Here is a 17,142-nt window from a genome sequence, read left to right on the forward strand (position 1 = left end):
GCTTTCTCGACTGGCCTGGGTAGCAGGGCAGCGACGGAGCGTGTCGAGATTGCGTGTGTGTCTCGATGCGCCGTGTCGCTTCGCTCTCTTGGCTTTCTCGACTGGCCTGGGTAGCAGCGGAGCGACGGAGCGTGTCGAGATTGCGTGTGTGTCTCGATGCGCCGTGTCGCTTCGCTCTCTTGGCTTTCTCGACCGGCCTGGGTAGCAGCGGAGCGACGGAGCGTATCGAGGTTGTGCGTGTGTCTCGATGCGCCGTGTCGCTTCGCTCTCTTGGCTTTCTCGACTGGCCTGGGTAGCAGGGCAGCGACGGAGCGTGTCGAGATTGCGGGTGTGTCTCGATGTGCCCGTGTCGCTTTGCTTCCCTCGGCTTTCTCGACGGGCCTGGATAACAGGGTTTTCGAGTAGCGGAGGAGCGCAGCGACGGAGCGTATCGAGATCGCGCGGGTGTGTCTCGATGCGCCGTGCCGCTTCGCTCCCTGGCTCGACGAGCCGGGGAGCAGGGGCACTCTGCTCGGGCTACTCGGTGATCGAGGTCGACTTGATCTGCAGCGGGGTCTTCGGGAAACCGTTGGTGTCGGTGCCGATTGGACCCGGATCGATGCCGCCCGCGACCACCTTGTCGATGATCTTCATGCCTGCGTCGTCGACCTTGCCGACCACGGCGAGGGTCGGGGTGAGCTGGGTGTCCTTGGTCACGATGAAGAACTGGGCGCTGCCGGTGTTGGCGACGCCGTTCTGTTCGTCGTTCCGGTTCGCGATCGCGACGGTGCCGCGCGGGTAGACCACCGGGGGAGTCATGCCCATCTGCAACATCTGCGGGCTGATCTCGCCCTCTTTGAGGTTCGTGGGGTTCTCGTCGGGACTGCTCCAGCCGGGGGCGCCGGCGCCGGTGCGCGTCGGGTCGCCGCACTGCAGGATGTGGAGCTGATCGCTCTGCGCGAGCCGGTGGCAGTCGGTGCCGTCGTAGTAGTGGTTGTCGGAGAGCGAGACGATCGCGTTCACATTGCACGGCGCCTCGGAGCGGTCCAGGGTGATCGGCACCTGTCCGAGGTTGGTGTCCAGCGTCCATCCGACGGTGCCGGTGTTGAGTGTCCGGCTCTCCGGCATCGGGGAGGTGCGCAGCTTGCCTGCACCCTCGCGCATGAATGCGATGTACTGCTCGCCCTTGGCCTTCTGATCGGCCGGCGCGGTCTTGAGCTGCTCTTCGAGCGACTTGAGCTGCTGGTCCAGATCGTTGGGCGTCTTGGTGTACGTGCATTCGGTGTGCCGCTGGTCGTCCCAATGCCGGTAGTAGAAGTAGCCGCCGACGGCGACCGCGGCCAGCACCACCACGCTGCACACTGAGATGATCGTGATCCGCCGCTGCCGTGCGGCACGGCGCTCGCTCTCGAGCCGCTCTTCCAGCTTGCGGCGGGCAGCGTCGCGACGCTCTTCGTTGGACGACACGCTGGTGGAACCTCCTGTGCGGCATGTGGGACTGAGCACTGTCACGGCAGCGCGCCCCATGCTATCGCAGCGGTCTTCGGGGCCGATGAGACAATGGACTCCGACGTGTCGCCCTGCAGATCGCCGGGCGTTGACGAGGAGGTGTGCCACCGTGCTGATCGCCGGATTCCCCGCGGGCATGTTCCAGACCAACTGCTATCTGGTCGCCGAGGACCGGGGAAGCGACGCGGTCATCATCGATCCGGGCCAGGACGCGGCGCCCCAGGTTCGCGCGGCGCTCGCCGAATACGACCTGACGCCGGTGGCCGTCTTCCTGACCCACGGTCATCTCGACCACACCTGGAATGCCGCCGAACTCGCCGACGAGTATTCGATCCCGGTGTACATCCACGCCGACGACCGCCCGATGCTGACCGATCCCGGCATGGGCCTGGGCAGCGCGCTGTCGTCGATGATCGGCGACATGACCTTCGACGAACCGGAGAAGGTCATCGAGTTCGTCGACGGCGAGGACGTGGACGCGGCGGGAATCCGATGGTCGGTGGACCACGCGCCCGGGCACTCGCTGGGCAGTGTGCTGCTGACGCCGGACTCGGGTGAGGTCTGCTTCTCCGGCGACGTACTGTTCAATGGGTCGATCGGCCGGACCGACCTGCCCGGCGGCAGCCACCGCACGCTGCTCGAGTCGATCGCGGACAAGCTGATGGTGCGCGGCGACGACGTCGTGATCCTCCCGGGTCACGGACCCCAGACCACGATCGGAGCCGAGCGGGCCTCCAACCCGTTCCTGCTCGATCTTCCCGATGCGAACAAGAAAGGACGTTTCGGACTGTGAGTGGAGAATTTGCGGCGCCGAAAGGCATCCCCGACTACTTCCCGCCGGCCTCGGCGGACTTCCTCGCGGTACGGAACGCACTGACCGGCGCGGCGCACCGCGCGGGCTACGGGCACATCGAACTGCCGATCTTCGAGGACACCGCGCTCTTCGCCCGCGGCGTCGGCGAGTCGACCGACGTCGTCAGCAAGGAGATGTACACCTTCGCCGATCGCGGCGGCCGCTCGGTGACGCTGCGTCCGGAGGGCACGGCGGGCGTCATGCGCGCGGTGATCCAGCACGGTCTCGATCGCGGCCAGCTCCCGGTCAAGCTCTGCTACGCGGGCCCCTTCTTCCGGTATGAGCGGCCGCAGGCCGGCCGCTACCGCCAGCTCCAGCAGGTCGGGATCGAGGCCATCGGCGTCGACGACCCCGCGCTCGACGCCGAGGTGATCGCGGTGGCCGACGAGGGATACAAGCGTCTCGGTCTGTCCGGCTACCGACTCGAACTCACTTCGCTGGGCGACGACACCTGCCGCCCGCAGTACCGGGAAGCGTTGCAGCAGTTCCTGTTCGGTCTCGACCTCGACGAGGCGACGCGCGCGAGAGCGGAGATCAATCCGTTGCGCGTGCTCGACGACAAGCGGCCGGAGATCAAGGAGGCGACCGCGAGCGCACCGCTGATGCTCGACCACCTGAGCGACTCGGCACGCGATCACTTCGAGCAGGTCCGGGGTCACCTCGACCGGCTGGGCGTCGAGTACGTGATCAATCCGCGCCTGGTGCGCGGGCTGGACTACTACACCAAGACCACCTTCGAGTTCGTCCACGACGGTCTCGGCGCGCAGTCGGGGATCGGCGGCGGTGGGCGCTACGACGGTCTGATGCGTCAGGTGGGAGGCAAGCAGGATCTCTCGGGCATCGGTTTCGGGATCGGCGTGGACCGGACGGTGCTGGCGCTGGAGGCCGAAGGCGTCTCGGTGGCCGGCGAAGGCCGGGTTCAGGTATTCGGCGTTCCCCTCGGAACCGCGGCCAAGAGTGAGCTGGTCTCGCTCGCAGCGCAGTTGCGTGCCGCGGGCGTCAGCGTCGACCTCGCCTACGGTGATCGCGGACTGAAGGGCGCGATGAAGGCGGCCGACCGCTCGGGTGCCCGCCTCGCCCTGGTTCTCGGTGATCGCGAACTCGAGGAGCGCACGATCGAGCTCAAGGATCTGTCGAACGGCGAACAGCGCCGGATCGGCCTGGACGACGCGGTCGCGTCGGTGGTCGCCGCGCTGGCCTGAGCCGGCGCGATCAGAGGTCGTTGGTCGCGAAGGTGTCGCACCGGCGGGCGTCGCCGCCGTCGTAGCCGATCTTGAACCAGCGGACGCGCTGCGCCGCCGAACCGTGCGTCCAGCTCTCCGGGTTGGAGCGCGAGCCCTGGATGGTGTCGTCGCCGATGGCCTTGGCGCTCTGGATCACGGTCTGGATCTGCTCGTCGGACAGCGGTTCCAGCATTGCGTCGGGACCCTTGTCGGCATGATGTGCCCACACGCCCGCGAGGCAGTCGGCCTGGAGTTCGATGCGCACCGAGCCGGCGTTGCCCATGCGTTGCCCCTTCGCCAGCACGCCGGTCAGGTTCTCGACGTGATGGCCGAACTCGTGCGCGACGACGTACTCCTGGGCCAGCGGACCGTCGGACCCGCCCATCCTCTTGAGGTCGGCGAAGAACGACGGATCGAAGTAGGCGGTCTCGTCGCCCGGACAGTAGAACGGCCCCATCGCCGACGACGCGGCGCCGCACGCCGTGTTCACGCTGCCGCTGAAGACCACCGTCTTGGGCTGGGTGTAGCCCCGCATCAGGTTCGACCACACTTTGTCGAGGCTGATCGTCGTGGCTTTGATGCGGCACGCGTCGTCGGTGTTGGCCATCTCGACGGTGCAACTGTCGAGATGGCGCTGCATCTCGGCGTTGTTCGAACCGGCGCCCGAACCGGCGACCTGCTGGTTCGACGACGAGTCCGAGCCTCCGCCGAGAATGTCCCCGGGGTTGATACCGAACAGCAGCGCCACGATCGCCACGACGATGCCGGCCGCGCCCCCGACGACCATGCGCCCGCCGCCTCCTCCCGAGCCGCCGGCGCTGACATTCCCGCCCTCGAGCGGGCCGCTCCCTCGAAACGTCATGGGCTTACAGTAGCCGCGACATCGGCGGCCGGCCGTGACGTCGATGCGACTGTCGCTTTGTCGGTGGGGGTCCGTAGAATCGGCTGGAACAGCGTGAACCCTGGCAGCTCTGTGCTGCGCAGAAGGAAGGAACCCAGTGCTCCGCACTCATTTCGCCGGATCGTTGCGTCGTGAGGACGCCTCGCAGACCGTCACCGTCGTCGGATGGGTGGCGCGCCGGCGCGACCACGGTGGAGTCGTCTTCATCGATCTGCGTGACTCGTCCGGTCTGGTGCAGGTGGTCTTCCGCGACGAACAGGTCGCCGAAGCGGCTCATCGGCTGCGCGCCGAGTACTGCGTCCAGGTCACCGGCGAGGTGGAGGTCCGGCCGGAAGGCAGCGAGAACGCCTCGCTCGCCTCCGGTGCGATCGAGATCAACGCCCGCGAACTCGTGGTCCTCAACGAGTCGGCTCCGCTCCCGTTCCAGCTCGACGAGCAGCCCGGCGAGGAGGCGCGACTGCGCCACCGCTACCTCGATCTGCGCCGCGAGGGACCGGCGAAGGCCATCCGGCTGCGCTCGCAGGTGAGTGCGGCGGCGCGGTCGGTGCTGGGTGCGCACGACTTCGTCGAGATCGAGACGCCGACGCTGACCCGGTCGACACCCGAGGGCGCCCGCGACTTCCTCGTGCCCGCGCGACTGCAGCCGGGATCGTTCTACGCACTGCCGCAGAGCCCGCAGCTGTTCAAGCAGTTGCTGATGGTCGCAGGCATGGAGCGGTACTACCAGATCGCACGCTGCTACCGGGACGAGGACTTCCGCGCCGACCGGCAGCCGGAGTTCACCCAGCTCGACATCGAGATGAGCTTCGTCGACGAGGACGACGTGATCGCCCTCGCCGAGGAGATCCTCGCGGCGCTGTGGAAGCTGATCGGCGTCGAGATCACCACGCCGATCCCGCGGATGACGTACGCGGACGCCATGCGGCGCTTCGGCAGCGACAAGCCCGATCTGCGTTTCGACATCGAACTCGTCGAGTGCACCGAGTTCTTCGCCGACACCCCGTTCCGCGTCTTCCAGGCGCCGTACGTCGGCGCCGTGGTGATGCCCGGCGGCGCGTCGCAGCCGCGCAGGCAGCTCGACGCCTGGCAGGAGTGGGCCAAGCAGCGCGGCGCCCGCGGCCTGGCGTACGTGCTGGTCCAGGAGGACGGCAGCCTCACGGGACCGGTCTCGAAGAACATCTCCGACGCCGAGCGCGAAGGTCTGGCGGCTCACGTCGGAGCCCAGCCGGGCGACTGCGTCTTCTTCGCGGCCGGTGCGGTCAAGAGCTCGCGGGCGCTGCTGGGCGCGGCCCGCGGTGAGATCGCCGAGAAGCTCGGACTCATCAAGGACGGCGACTGGGCGTTCACCTGGGTCGTCGACGCCCCGCTGTTCGAGCCGGCCGACGACGCCACGGCCGCCGGCGACGTCGCGGTGGGGACGGGCGCGTGGACGGCCGTCCACCACGCCTTCACCTCACCGAAGCCCGAGTCGATGGATCTGCTCGAATCGAACCCCGGCGAGGCGCTGGCCTACGCCTACGACATCGTCTGCAACGGCAACGAGATCGGCGGCGGTTCGATCCGCATCCATCGTCGCGATGTGCAGGAGCGTGTCTTCAAGATCATGGGCATCAGCGAGGAGGACGCGCAGGAGAAGTTCGGCTTCCTGCTCGACGCCTTCTCGTACGGTGCGCCGCCGCACGGCGGCATCGCCTTCGGCTGGGACCGGATCACCGCACTGCTCGCCGGCGAGCCGTCGATCCGCGAGGTGATCGCCTTCCCGAAGTCGGGAGGCGGCATCGACCCGCTGACCGACGCTCCGGCGCCGATCACTCCCGAGCAGCGCAAGGAGACCGGCATCGACGCGAAGCCGCAGAAGCCGGAGAACAACTCGGACAAGAAGAAGGTGGACGAGGCCGGTGCGGCCGCCGGAACGAAGGCGTCCGAAGCCTGAGGAAGCCATGACTGTAATCGCTGACGAACGGATCACGTCAGTTCTGGAGGCCGCCGAAGGCGTCCTCGCCAAGCGCGCGGGCACCGCGGTGCGGCTCGACGGGCCCGAGGACCTCGGCGGGACCGGGCGGTCCACCGTCATCCGGGCGCGCGTGCTCGACAACCCGGTGTCGCTGGACCGAACCGTCGTCGTCAAGGCCTTCGACCAGCAGACTCCCGCGTCGCAGGTGCTCCGCGAGATCGCGTCCTACCGTTATGCCACGGCGCTGCCCACCCGTTCGCGGCCCGGGCCCCAGCTCCTCGCCTCCGAACTGGAGGCGCGCATTCTGGTGCTCACCGACCTCGGCCACGGCCGGCCGATGGTGGAACTGCTCGGCTCCAACGACGCCGACGAGGTGGAACGGGGTGTGAGCGCGTGGGGGCAGGCGCTCGGCCGGATGCACGCCGCCACTCTCGGGGGCGAAGAGGACTTCCGCACCCTGATGCACATCAGCGGCAAGGACCGCGGCGGCACCGCCTCGCGCATCTTCGCCTCCGACGGCGGCATCGTCGACGAGGCCGCGGCCTCGGTGGACGCGCATGAGCAGATTCTCGAACGCATCGACGTCGAGTTGCCGGCAGGCGCCCGCGAGACGCTCGAGAACAGCCTGCGGCTGTTCGAGGAAGGGGACTTTCGGGCGTTCAGCCCGGCCGACGTCGGCCCGGAGAACATTCTCATCAACGGTGACGGCGTCCAGTTCATGGATTACGAGTGGGGCGAGTTCCGCGATGCGGCACTCGATGTGGCGTACGCGCTCGCGACCTTCCCGGCCCGGCTCGCCGTCGATGTGGTGCCCGAGCGGCTCGAGTTGGAGAAGTCCCTCGCGGACGCCTGGCGCGGCGAGGTGAAGCCGCTGTGGCCGTCGATCAGCGATCGCGGCCTCGCCGAACGGATCTTCCACGCGCGTGCGCTGTGGGTGTGGCTGTCCACCTACTGGCTCATCCGCGGCGACTCCAGCGGACACGACTGGGCGCTGCACACCACGGACGCGCGCGTGGTGCTGTCCCGGTGGGCCGACCTCGCCGATTCGGGGGACTCGTACGACGTCGGCGGCGAGTTCATCGACGCCGCGGACCGGATGCAAGAGGCCCTGCGGATCTACTGGTTCGGGTGATCGGGAGCTGTGGACGACGGTCTGTTCGGGACACCGGACGATTCCGGTGACGCGGTCGAGTCCGGTGCGGCCGGTCGGCCCGCGCCGCCGCTCGCCGTCCGGATGCGTCCGGCGTCGCTCGATGAGATCGTCGGCCAGGAACATCTGCTCGGCGGGCGTTCGCCGCTGCGGCGGCTGATCGCCGGTTCGGGTGCCGCGTCGGTACTGCTCTACGGTCCGCCCGGCACCGGCAAGACCACGATGGCCTCGCTCATCAGCCAGGCCACCGGCGGTCGTTTCGAGGCGCTCTCGGCACTCTCGTCGGGCGTCAAGGAAGTCCGTGCCGTCATCGACATGGCCCGGCGACGGCTGGCGCACGGACAGCAGACGGTGCTGTTCATCGACGAGGTCCACCGGTTCTCGAAGACTCAGCAGGACGCGCTCCTCGACGCCGTGGAGAACCGGATCGTGCTGCTGGTGGCGGCGACCACGGAGAATCCGTCGTTCTCGGTGGTCGCGCCGCTGTTGTCGCGGTCGCTGGTGCTCCAGTTGCGGTCGCTGACCGACGACGACGTCGAGACCGTGCTGCGCCGGGCCGTCGCCGATCCGCGCGGCCTCGACGGCTCCGTGGAACTGTCCGACGAGGCGCTCGACCACCTGGTCGCGGTGGCGGGCGGTGACGCGCGGCGCGCGCTGACCGCACTGGAGGCGAGCGCGGACGCGGCCGAGGCCGGCGATGTGATCGAGGTCGCCGACGTGGAGGCCGCCATCGACCGCGCCGCGGTCCGCTACGACCGCGACGGCGATCAGCACTACGACGTCACGAGTGCCTTCATCAAGTCGATCCGCGGATCGGATGTCGACGCCGCGCTGCACTATCTGGCGAGGATGATCACCGCGGGGGAGGATCCCCGATTCATCGCGCGGCGATTGATGATCCACGCCAGTGAGGACATCGGCATGGCCGACCCGACGGCGCTGCAGGCGGCGGTCGCCGCCGCGCAGGTCGTGCAGATGGTTGGGATGCCCGAGGCGCAGCTCGCGTTGGCCCAGGCCACCGTCCATCTGGCGACCGCGCCGAAGTCCGGTGCGGTGACTTCGGCGCTGGGGAAGGCGATGACCGATGTGGCGGCGGGCAAGGCCGGCGCCGTCCCGCCGCACCTGCGCGACGGTCATTACGCGGGAGCCAAGAAGTTGGGCAACGCGATCGGATACCGGTTCCCGCACGACGACCCCGACGGGGTGCTGGCGCAGCAGTACGCACCGGACGCGCTCGTCGGCGTCGACTACTACGAGCCGACCGACCACGGATTCGAACGGGAACTCGCCCCGCGCGTGGGTCGTCTGCGCTCCATCGTGCGCGGGCTCACTTCCCGGGGGCGCTCCCGCAGGTGACGCGCCGGTGGGGCGTAAACTCGACTGTTGATTCTCTGCCCGACTTCTACGAAGGACACCGCCGCAGTGCAGACGCATGAAATCCGGAAGCGATTCCTGGATCACTTCATCCGCGCCGGACACACCGAGGTGCCGAGCGCCTCGCTGATTCTGGACGATCCGAACCTTCTGTTCGTCAACGCCGGCATGGTGCCTTTCAAGCCCTTCTTCCTCGGCGACCAGACACCGCCGTACACCCGCGCGACGAGCGTGCAGAAGTGCGTGCGCACCCTCGACATCGAAGAGGTCGGGATCACCACCCGCCACAACACCTTCTTCCAGATGGCGGGCAACTTCTCCTTCGGCGACTACTTCAAGCGCGAGGCGATCCGGTTCGCGTGGGAACTGCTGACCAATTCGGTCGAGGACGGCGGGTACGGCATCGACCCGACGCGGCTGTGGCCGACGGTGTACCTCGACGACGACGAGGCCGAGAGCATCTGGCGCGACGAGATCGGCGTGCCGTCCGAACGGATCCAGCGGCGCGGCATGGCCGACAACTACTGGTCGATGGGCGTGCCCGGACCGTGCGGTCCGTGTTCGGAGATCTTCTACGACCGCGGTCCCGAGTACGGCGTCGAAGGCGGTCCCGAGGCCGACGAGGACCGGTACATCGAGATCTGGAATCTCGTCTTCATGCAGAACGAACGCGGTGAGGGCACCAGCAAGGACGACTACGAGATCCTCGGTCCGCTGCCGAAGAAGAACATCGACACCGGCATGGGCATCGAGCGGGTCGCCTGCCTGCTGCAGGGCGTCGACAACGTTTACGAGACCGACCTGCTCAAGCCGATCATCGACCTCGCGTCCCGCCTCACCGGCCGCGAGTACGGAGCGGGCAAGCACGAGGACGACGTCCGCTTCCGCGTGGTCGCCGACCACGCCCGCACCGCGGCGATGCTGATCGGCGACGGTGTGGTTCCCGCGAACGACGGTCGCGGGTACGTGCTGCGCCGACTGCTGCGTCGCATCGTGCGGTCCATGCGGCTGCTGGGGTCGGGCACCACCGGCGGCGGCGAGGCCACGATGGAGCGGATCATCGCCGAAGTGATCGATGTGATGAGCCCGTCGTACCCCGAATTGGAGCAGCAGCGGGCCCACATCCTGTCGGTCGCGGTGGCCGAGGAGACCACCTTCGCCCGGACGCTGGCAGCGGGCTCCAAGCTGTTCTCGGAGGCGGCCGATGCCACCAAGAGGGCCGGAAGCACCTCGATCAGCGGCAGCGACGCCTTCACCCTCCACGACACCTACGGCTTCCCGATCGACCTGACCCTGGAGATGGCGGCCGAAGCGGGTCTGGAGGTGGACCGCGAGGGCTTCTCCGAGCTGATGGGCGAGCAGCGCCGCCGCGCGAAGGCCGATGCGAGTGCGCGCAAGTCGTCGCACGCCGACCAGTCGGTGTACCGCGAGTTCCTCGACCGCGGACCCACCGAGTTCACCGGTTTCGACGAACTGGTGTCGGAGGCTCGCGTACTGGGCCTGGTGGCCGACGGTCAGCGTGTCCGGTCCGCCGCCCCCGGCACCGAACTGGAACTGATCCTCGACCGCAGCCCCCTCTACGCCGAGTCGGGCGGCCAGATGGCCGACCGGGGAACGATCACCACCGGAGACGGTGTGCGGCTGGCCGTCCGAGACGTCCAGAAGGTCGGCAAGAAGGTGTGGCTGCACCGGGTGGTGGTCGACGAGGGCGAGATCGTCGAGGGCGACGAGGTGCTCGCCGCGGTGGACGCGGGCTGGCGTCACGGCGCCACTCAGGGGCATTCGGGGACGCACATGGTGCACGCCGCACTGCGGGAGGTCCTCGGTCCCACCGCCACCCAGGCCGGTTCGCTGAACCGTCCGGGTTACCTGCGTTTCGACTTCCATGCAGGCAGTGGGCTCACGGACGCTCAGCGCGAGGAGATCGAGCGGATCGCCAACCAGGCGGTGGAAGCCAACTACGCGGTGAACACCTTCGAGACCGATCTGGCGAAGGCCAAGGCGATGGGGGCCATGGCGCTGTTCGGCGAGAACTACGGTGACCGCGTCCGGGTGGTCGAGATCGGCGGACCGTTCTCGATGGAACTCTGCGGCGGCACCCATGTGGCGAGCTCGGCGCAGATCGGTCCGATCACGGTGATCGGCGAGTCGTCGGTCGGGTCGGGCACGCGCCGCGTCGAGGCATACGTCGGCATGGACTCCTTCCGCTACCTCTCGCGGGAGCGTGCCCTGATGGCCGGCCTGGCCGCGTCCCTCAAGGTGCCCTCCGAGGAGGTGCCCGATCGGGTCGAGCAGTTGGTCCTGAAGCTCAAGGAGGCCGAGAAGACCGTCGCGGCACTGCGGGCGGAGCAGTCCCGGGCAGCGGTCGCGGGCCTGATCGACGAGGCCGTCACCGTCGGTGACACGCTGCTCGTGGCGGCCCGCGTCGCGGACGGTGTGGACGCGAACGGCCTGCGCGGACTGGTGACCGACCTCCGTGGCCGCGTCGCCGACCGCAATGCGGTTGTCGCACTCTTCTCGTCGGCCGACGGCAAGGTCCCGTTCGCGATCGGCACCACCGACGCCGCGCGCGCGGCCGGTGTCAAGGCGGGCGACCTCGTGAAGGAACTGGCACCGCTGGTGTCGGGCCGGGGCGGCGGCAAGCCGGACCTGGCACAGGGCTCGGGCACCGACGCCGCGGGCATCGACGCCGCTCTGGCGCGGCTGCGCGAGGTCGTCGGCGGCCGGTGATCTCACCTCGCGGACGCCGCATCGCCATCGACGTGGGAAGCGTGCGCGTCGGGGTCGCGGTGTGCGACCCCGACGGAATCCTGGCGACCCCGGTCGAGACGGTCCGGCGCGCCAAGGACGGTTCCGACGTGGCGCGGATCGTGGAGATCATCGCCGAGTACGAGGCGATCGGCGTGGTGATCGGCCTGCCGCGGACACTGCGCGGCGAAGAGGGACCGGCGGTCCGTGCCGCGCGGTATTTCGGACGTCAACTGGCGGCCGAAGCCGACGGAGTCGCGATCGAGTTCTACGACGAGAGGCTCACCACAGTCACTGCGACTGCTGCGCTGCGTGCGTCGGGAGTGAAAGCGAAAGACGCGCGTGCCGTCGTGGATCAGGCTGCGGCTGTCGCTATCCTTCAGGGATGGCTCGACGCGCAACGATGAGCCGCCAGCCGACGAGGAGGAATCTCTCAAGTGTCTGACCAGGACGACCCGCGCAGCGAAGGATCCGGCGGACGATTGCCGTCTGACGGAGACCGGCGCCGCTACTTCGCGGAGTCGATGGGCGCCGGACAGTCGGGCAACCGGCATCGCCGCCGGCGTGCGCCCGGTGATCCGACGACGACGGGCAGCATTCCGATCGTCCGGGTGGGGGATTCACTGCCGGATCCGACGATCGAGTACCGGACCCCGGAGCCGCCTGCCGGCGAGCCGTCGCCGTACTTCCAGGTCCAGTACCGCCCGACCGAGGTGGAGGGGCTGAGCTTCACCGAACCGCGGACCTCGCCGCACTCGACGGAACCGCCGACGATCGTGAACCCGCCGGCACGTCACGCGCAGGAGCAGCAGACTCAGGTCCCGCAGACTCAGGTGCCCCAGACCGAGGTCCCACAGACTCAGGTCCCACAGGCTCAGCCGGTGCAACAACCCGAGCCGACCGGTCTCTTCGACATCCTGGATGTCACGCAGGACGACGTCACCCCGGGCGAGACCACCGGATCGCACGCCCGGTACGACGCGCCGCCGGCGGAGTACGCCGCCACCGACTATGCGCCGACCGACTATTCATCGGCTGAGTATGCGCCGGCCGACCATGCACCTGCCGAGTACGCGTCCGCGGACCCTCGAGCCGCGGGCACCGTGGGCCAGGACGTCGCGGCGGCGGGCTATGCGCCGGCCGGCGGCGCCGATGAGGACGCCGATCTCGTCGATCGTCCGATGCCCGCCCGCAAGCGCAACCGCAAGGTGGTCGTCGCCGTTCTGGCGATCCTCCTCGTGGTCATCCTGGTCCTGGCGGGCATCGCGCTGAAGGCGCTCGGCGTCTTCGACTCCAGCACCGACTACGACAGCAGCACCGGGCACGGCTCGGCGCTGGTGGAGATCCAGAGCGATGCGACGGTGCGTGACATCGGCGACACCCTCACCGACGCCGGGGTGGTCGGCAGCCGCAAGGCCTTCGTCAACGCCACCGGCAACGACACCGTCGCCGCGGGCTTCTACAAACTGCCCAAGGGCATCTCGGCCGAGGCGGCGGTGCAGAAGATGCAGGGCAGCGACAATCGCGTCGGTTTCATGGTGGTGCCCGAAGGTCTGCAACTCGACACCAAGAAGGGCGTCGACGGCAAGACGACGCCGGGCATCTTCCAGCGGATCGCCGACGCGACGACGGTGAAGACCGACGATCAGACGTACGGGGTCACCGTCGATCAGCTGATGGAGGCCGCCGCGACCGCCAGCGCCACCGAACTCGGCATCCCGTCGTGGGCGCTCGAGGCGTTCAACCGGCTCGGCAACGACCATCGCCGGATCGAGGGGCTCATCGCCTCGGGTGCGTGGGAGGATCTCGACCCGCGGATGTCCGCCGTGGAGATACTGCACACCCTGATCACCAACTCCGACAAGCGCTTCACGGCATGGGGCCTGCAGTCCGACAACAACACCGGACTCACGCCCTACCAGAACCTGGTGACGGCGTCGATCGTCGAACGCGAGGCGAACAAGGACGAGGACTTCCCCAAGGTCGCCCGCGTGATCTTGAACCGGCTCAAGGCCGGACAGCGGCTGGAGATGGATTCGACGATCAACTACACCGCGGCCGTCACGGACGTCGATGTGCGCGGTGACGTCTACAAGGACGAGAACGCCTGGAACACCTACCAGCACGAGGGCTTGCCGATCACACCGATCGGTGCGGTCGGTGAGCGTGCGCTGCACGCCACGCTGAATCCCGCCAGCGGCGACTGGCTGTACTTCGTCACCGTCGACAAGCAGGGCACCACGCTGTTCTCGAAGACCTTCGACCAGCACAAGAAGAACCGTCAGGTGGCGTGCAAGAACAAGCTCCTGACCACCGGCTGCGAATGACGGGCGAGGATCCCGTGGACCCCGTACCACGCAAGGCCGCGGTGCTCGGCTCGCCGGTGGCGCACTCCAAGTCTCCGGCGCTGCACCGTGCGGCCTACCGGGCGCTGGGTCTGCGAGGCTGGACGTACGAGGCCATCGACACCACGGCGGAGCAGCTTCCCGACCGCGTTTCCCGCGCGGGTGCCGAATGGATCGGTTTCTCGGTGACGATGCCGGGAAAGCTCGCGGCGCTGGCCTTCGCCGACGAGCGGACGCGCCGAGCCGAATTGATCGGATCGGCCAACACCCTGGTGCGCACCGACGCGGGGTGGCGGGCCGACTGCACCGACGTGGACGGGATGACCGGCGCGCTGGCAGCGGCCGGACTCCCGGCCGGGGCATCGCGAGCCGTGGTGATAGGCGCGGGCGGAACCGCTCTGCCGACGCTAGCGGCGCTGGCCGACGCCGGCGTCTCAGCGGTGTCTATCGTCGCACGCAGTGCCCAGCGGGCGCGCGGCGCGTGCGACCTCGCCGAGCAACTCGGCCTGTCGGTGGAGGTGGTGCCCTTCGACGGCGGCGCGACGGTGCGTCAGGCGTGCGCGGCCGCCGACGTCACCGTGTCGACAGTGCCGGCGCCGGCCGCCGAGGCGCTGATTCCGGCGGTGACCGCCACGCCGCGCCTGATCGACGTGATCTACGACCCGTGGCCGACGCCGCTCGCCGCCGCGACGGCCGCCGCCGGCGGCACCGTGGCCGGGGGACTGGTGATGTTGTTGAACCAGGCCTACAGCCAGGTGGAGCAGTTCACCGGCAGACCTGCCCCGAAGGCCGCCATGGCTGCGGCGGTCGGTCTGGCGCTCTGAGTCGACCCCGGTCGGGTGTCGGGGCCTGTGGATCGGGTGATTGTCGCGGTCCACAGGGGACCGGGACGCTCGAGCGATGGTCCCCGAACTCCTGGCAGCCGTCTGGCTTCTGCTCGTCGCCGCGATCGACCGCCGGACCGGGCGCATCCCGAACTCCCTGGTCGTTCCGGCGATGGTGGGCACCGCCGCCGTGGCGGTGTGTCTGCCCGTCGTCGGAGCGTCGGCGGCGGTCGCCGCCGTGCCGTATGTGCTGGCCTTCGCGCGCGGTCACTGCGGTGGCGGCGACGTCAAGCTCGCCGTGCCGTGCGGCGCGTTGGTCGGTGAACCGATCGTGAGCGGCCTCGTCGTGGTGGCGGCGGCGGTGATCTCCCTCGTGACCTGCGGTATTGCCAGAAAGACCAGCCTGCCGCACGGGCCCGCACTCGCGGCGTCGACCATCCTGTTCCTGCTGCTGACATGACCGGTGCGCGACGGCGGAACCGTCCGGAGTGCCTGCCTGTGCCGCCGGTGGACCCTTCTGGAACAATTGACCATTGTGTTGCGCTGGATAACTGCCGGAGAATCCCATGGCCCGGCCCTGGTGGCCCTCGTCGAGGGGATGGTCGCCGGAGTGGAGATCACCTCGTCCGACATCGCCGAACAACTGGCCCGCCGCCGGCTGGGCTACGGCCGCGGCGCCCGTATGAAGTTCGAGGCCGACAAGGTCACGATGATCGGCGGAGTCCGCCACGGGCTGACGATGGGCGGCCCGGTGGCCGTCGAGATCGGCAACACCGAGTGGCCCAAGTGGGAACAGGTGATGTCGGCCGATCCGGTCGACGCCGAGGAACTCGAGGGCAGCGCGCGCAATGCGGCGCTGACCCGTCCGCGACCCGGGCACGCCGACTACTCCGGCATGCTGAAGTACGGCTTCGACGACGCCCGTCCGGTGCTGGAGCGGGCGAGCGCACGGGAGACGGCGGCGCGCGTCACCGCGGGCACGGTGGCCCGGAACTTCCTGCGGCAGGTCTTCGGCATCGAGATCGTCTCGCACGTCGTCTCGATCGGTGCGAGTACGCCGTACGACGGTCCCGCGCCGACCGCCGCCGATCTGTCGGCGATCGACGAGAGCCCGGTCCGCGCCTTCGGCAAGGACGCCGAGCAGTCGATGATCGACGAGATCGAGGCCGCCAAGCGCGACGGTGACACGCTCGGCGGCGTCGTCGAGGTGATCGCCACCGGTGTCCCGATCGGACTCGGCTCGCACGTCAGCGGCGAGACCAGGCTCGATGCTCGGCTGGCCGCGGCCCTGATGGGCATCCAGGCCATCAAGGGCGTCGAGGTCGGTGACGGCTTCGAGACGGCGCGGCGTCGCGGCAGCCAGGCCCACGACGAGATGGTCCCCGGAGCCGATGGGGTGCTTCGCTCCACCAATCGTGCGGGCGGGCTGGAAGGCGGGATGACCAACGGCGAGTCGGTCCGTGTCCGGGCCGCGATGAAGCCGATCTCGACGGTCCCTCGGGCGCTGTCGACCGTCGACATGACCACGGGCGAGCCCGCCACCGCCATCCACCAGCGCAGCGACGTGTGCGCCGTGCCCGCCGCGGGTGTGGTCGCCGAGGCGATGGTCGCGCTGGTGCTGGCACAGGCGGCGCTGGAGAAGTTCGGCGGCGACTCGGTCTCCGAGACCGCCGCCAACCTGCGCAGCTACCTCGACGTGATCGAGAGCCGTCCGCCGCACCCGCAGTCGTGACGGCACAGGCCACCGGCCGTCCGGCCGCGGTTCTCGTCGGCCCGATGGGAGCGGGCAAGTCGACCGTCGGCCGCGCACTGGCCCACGCTCTCGGCGTCGCCTTCTGCGACACCGACGACGAACTCGAACGCCGCTCCGGCAGAAGCATCCCGGACATCTTCGCCGCCGACGGCGAACCGGCCTTCCGCCGGCTGGAGTCCGAGGTCGTCACCGACGTTCTGGGCCGGTTCGACGGTGTGGTCTCGCTGGGCGGAGGAGCGGTGATGACCGACACGATCCGCGAGGCGCTCGCCGGCCACGCCGTGGTGTATCTCAGGGTCGGCGCCGACACCGGGTTCGCGCGCGTCGCTGCGTCCGACCGACCGTTGCTCGCCGACCCCGACCCACGTCGGCGCTATGCGGACCTGCTGTCGCGCCGAGAACCGACCTATCGCGCCGTCGCGGCCGTCGAGGTGGACGCGGCCCGGAACCCGCAGACTGTCGTCGACGACATCCGGGCCCGACTGCAGGCGGTGCGGGCCGACCAATGAACGCCGACCAATGAACATGG

At 69.0% G+C, this 17,142-nt stretch carries 14 protein-coding genes; 12 read left to right on the forward strand and 2 right to left on the reverse strand.

From position 1 onward, the window contains the following. Positions 1–516: 516 nt before the first annotated feature. The gene (locus ACZ5QD_RS04840; protein ID WP_006894782.1) at positions 517–1,446 is read right to left on the reverse strand and encodes a peptidylprolyl isomerase; all 930 of its coding nucleotides are present in this window, start codon (positions 1,444–1,446) and stop codon (positions 517–519) included. Positions 1,447–1,597: 151 nt separating this feature from the next. On the opposite strand from ACZ5QD_RS04840, the gene ACZ5QD_RS04845 reads away from it, so the two are divergent. Further along, positions 1,598–2,281 carry an MBL fold metallo-hydrolase gene (locus tag ACZ5QD_RS04845; protein WP_006894783.1) on the forward strand — a complete coding sequence of 228 codons (684 nt, stop codon included), beginning with the start codon at positions 1,598–1,600 and terminating at the stop codon, positions 2,279–2,281. Next, positions 2,278–3,543, forward strand: a complete 1,266-nt coding sequence (gene hisS / locus ACZ5QD_RS04850) for a histidine--tRNA ligase (RefSeq protein WP_006894784.1) — start codon at positions 2,278–2,280, stop codon at positions 3,541–3,543. The genes ACZ5QD_RS04845 and hisS overlap by 4 nt, the downstream gene beginning before the upstream one ends. A 10-nt stretch (positions 3,544–3,553) precedes the next feature. Here the strand turns inward: hisS and ypfJ are convergent, their stop codons facing one another. After that, positions 3,554–4,426, reverse strand: coding sequence for a KPN_02809 family neutral zinc metallopeptidase (gene ypfJ, locus ACZ5QD_RS04855; protein ID WP_045539259.1), 873 nt, complete (start codon positions 4,424–4,426; stop codon positions 3,554–3,556). 136 nt (positions 4,427–4,562) lie between these two features. Between ypfJ and aspS the strand changes: the two genes are divergently transcribed. The 10 genes from aspS (at position 4,563) to ACZ5QD_RS04905 (ending at position 17,122) form a co-directional block, all read left to right on the forward strand. Beyond that, on the forward strand, positions 4,563–6,398 hold the full coding sequence (gene aspS, locus ACZ5QD_RS04860; RefSeq protein ID WP_006894786.1) for an aspartate--tRNA ligase: 1,836 nt from the start codon (positions 4,563–4,565) through the stop codon (positions 6,396–6,398). Between the two features lie 7 nt (positions 6,399–6,405). Next, positions 6,406–7,551, forward strand: a complete 1,146-nt coding sequence (locus tag ACZ5QD_RS04865; protein WP_412475693.1) for a phosphotransferase — start codon at positions 6,406–6,408, stop codon at positions 7,549–7,551. A gap of 9 nt (positions 7,552–7,560) precedes the next feature. Beyond that, the gene (locus tag ACZ5QD_RS04870) at positions 7,561–8,925 is read left to right on the forward strand and encodes a replication-associated recombination protein A (protein ID WP_006894788.1); all 1,365 of its coding nucleotides are present in this window, start codon (positions 7,561–7,563) and stop codon (positions 8,923–8,925) included. Positions 8,926–8,991: 66 nt separating this feature from the next. Then, positions 8,992–11,673: an alanine--tRNA ligase gene (alaS, locus tag ACZ5QD_RS04875; RefSeq protein WP_006894790.1), complete on the forward strand. Its 2,682-nt coding sequence runs from the start codon at positions 8,992–8,994 to the stop codon at positions 11,671–11,673. Next, complete coding sequence (ruvX, locus tag ACZ5QD_RS04880; RefSeq protein ID WP_006894791.1) at positions 11,670–12,098, forward strand: Holliday junction resolvase RuvX; 429 nt, start codon at positions 11,670–11,672, stop codon at positions 12,096–12,098. Before alaS ends, ruvX begins: the two co-directional genes overlap by 4 nt. A 30-nt stretch (positions 12,099–12,128) precedes the next feature. Continuing rightward, the gene (gene mltG / locus ACZ5QD_RS04885) at positions 12,129–14,018 is read left to right on the forward strand and encodes an endolytic transglycosylase MltG (RefSeq protein ID WP_433821198.1); all 1,890 of its coding nucleotides are present in this window, start codon (positions 12,129–12,131) and stop codon (positions 14,016–14,018) included. Next, the gene (locus ACZ5QD_RS04890) at positions 14,015–14,860 is read left to right on the forward strand and encodes a shikimate dehydrogenase (RefSeq protein WP_464367138.1); all 846 of its coding nucleotides are present in this window, start codon (positions 14,015–14,017) and stop codon (positions 14,858–14,860) included. The genes mltG and ACZ5QD_RS04890 overlap by 4 nt, the downstream gene beginning before the upstream one ends. A gap of 76 nt (positions 14,861–14,936) precedes the next feature. Beyond that, positions 14,937–15,320 (forward strand): prepilin peptidase, encoded by a 384-nt coding sequence (locus tag ACZ5QD_RS04895; RefSeq protein WP_464367139.1) that lies wholly within the window; start codon positions 14,937–14,939, stop codon positions 15,318–15,320. A gap of 57 nt (positions 15,321–15,377) precedes the next feature. Continuing rightward, positions 15,378–16,592, forward strand: coding sequence for a chorismate synthase (gene aroC / locus ACZ5QD_RS04900; protein WP_039866780.1), 1,215 nt, complete (start codon positions 15,378–15,380; stop codon positions 16,590–16,592). Continuing rightward, positions 16,589–17,122 (forward strand): shikimate kinase, encoded by a 534-nt coding sequence (locus ACZ5QD_RS04905; RefSeq protein WP_045540469.1) that lies wholly within the window; start codon positions 16,589–16,591, stop codon positions 17,120–17,122. The genes aroC and ACZ5QD_RS04905 overlap by 4 nt, the downstream gene beginning before the upstream one ends. Positions 17,123–17,142 lie beyond the last annotated feature (20 nt).

This window comes from Gordonia sp. J1A (assembly GCF_055393515.1).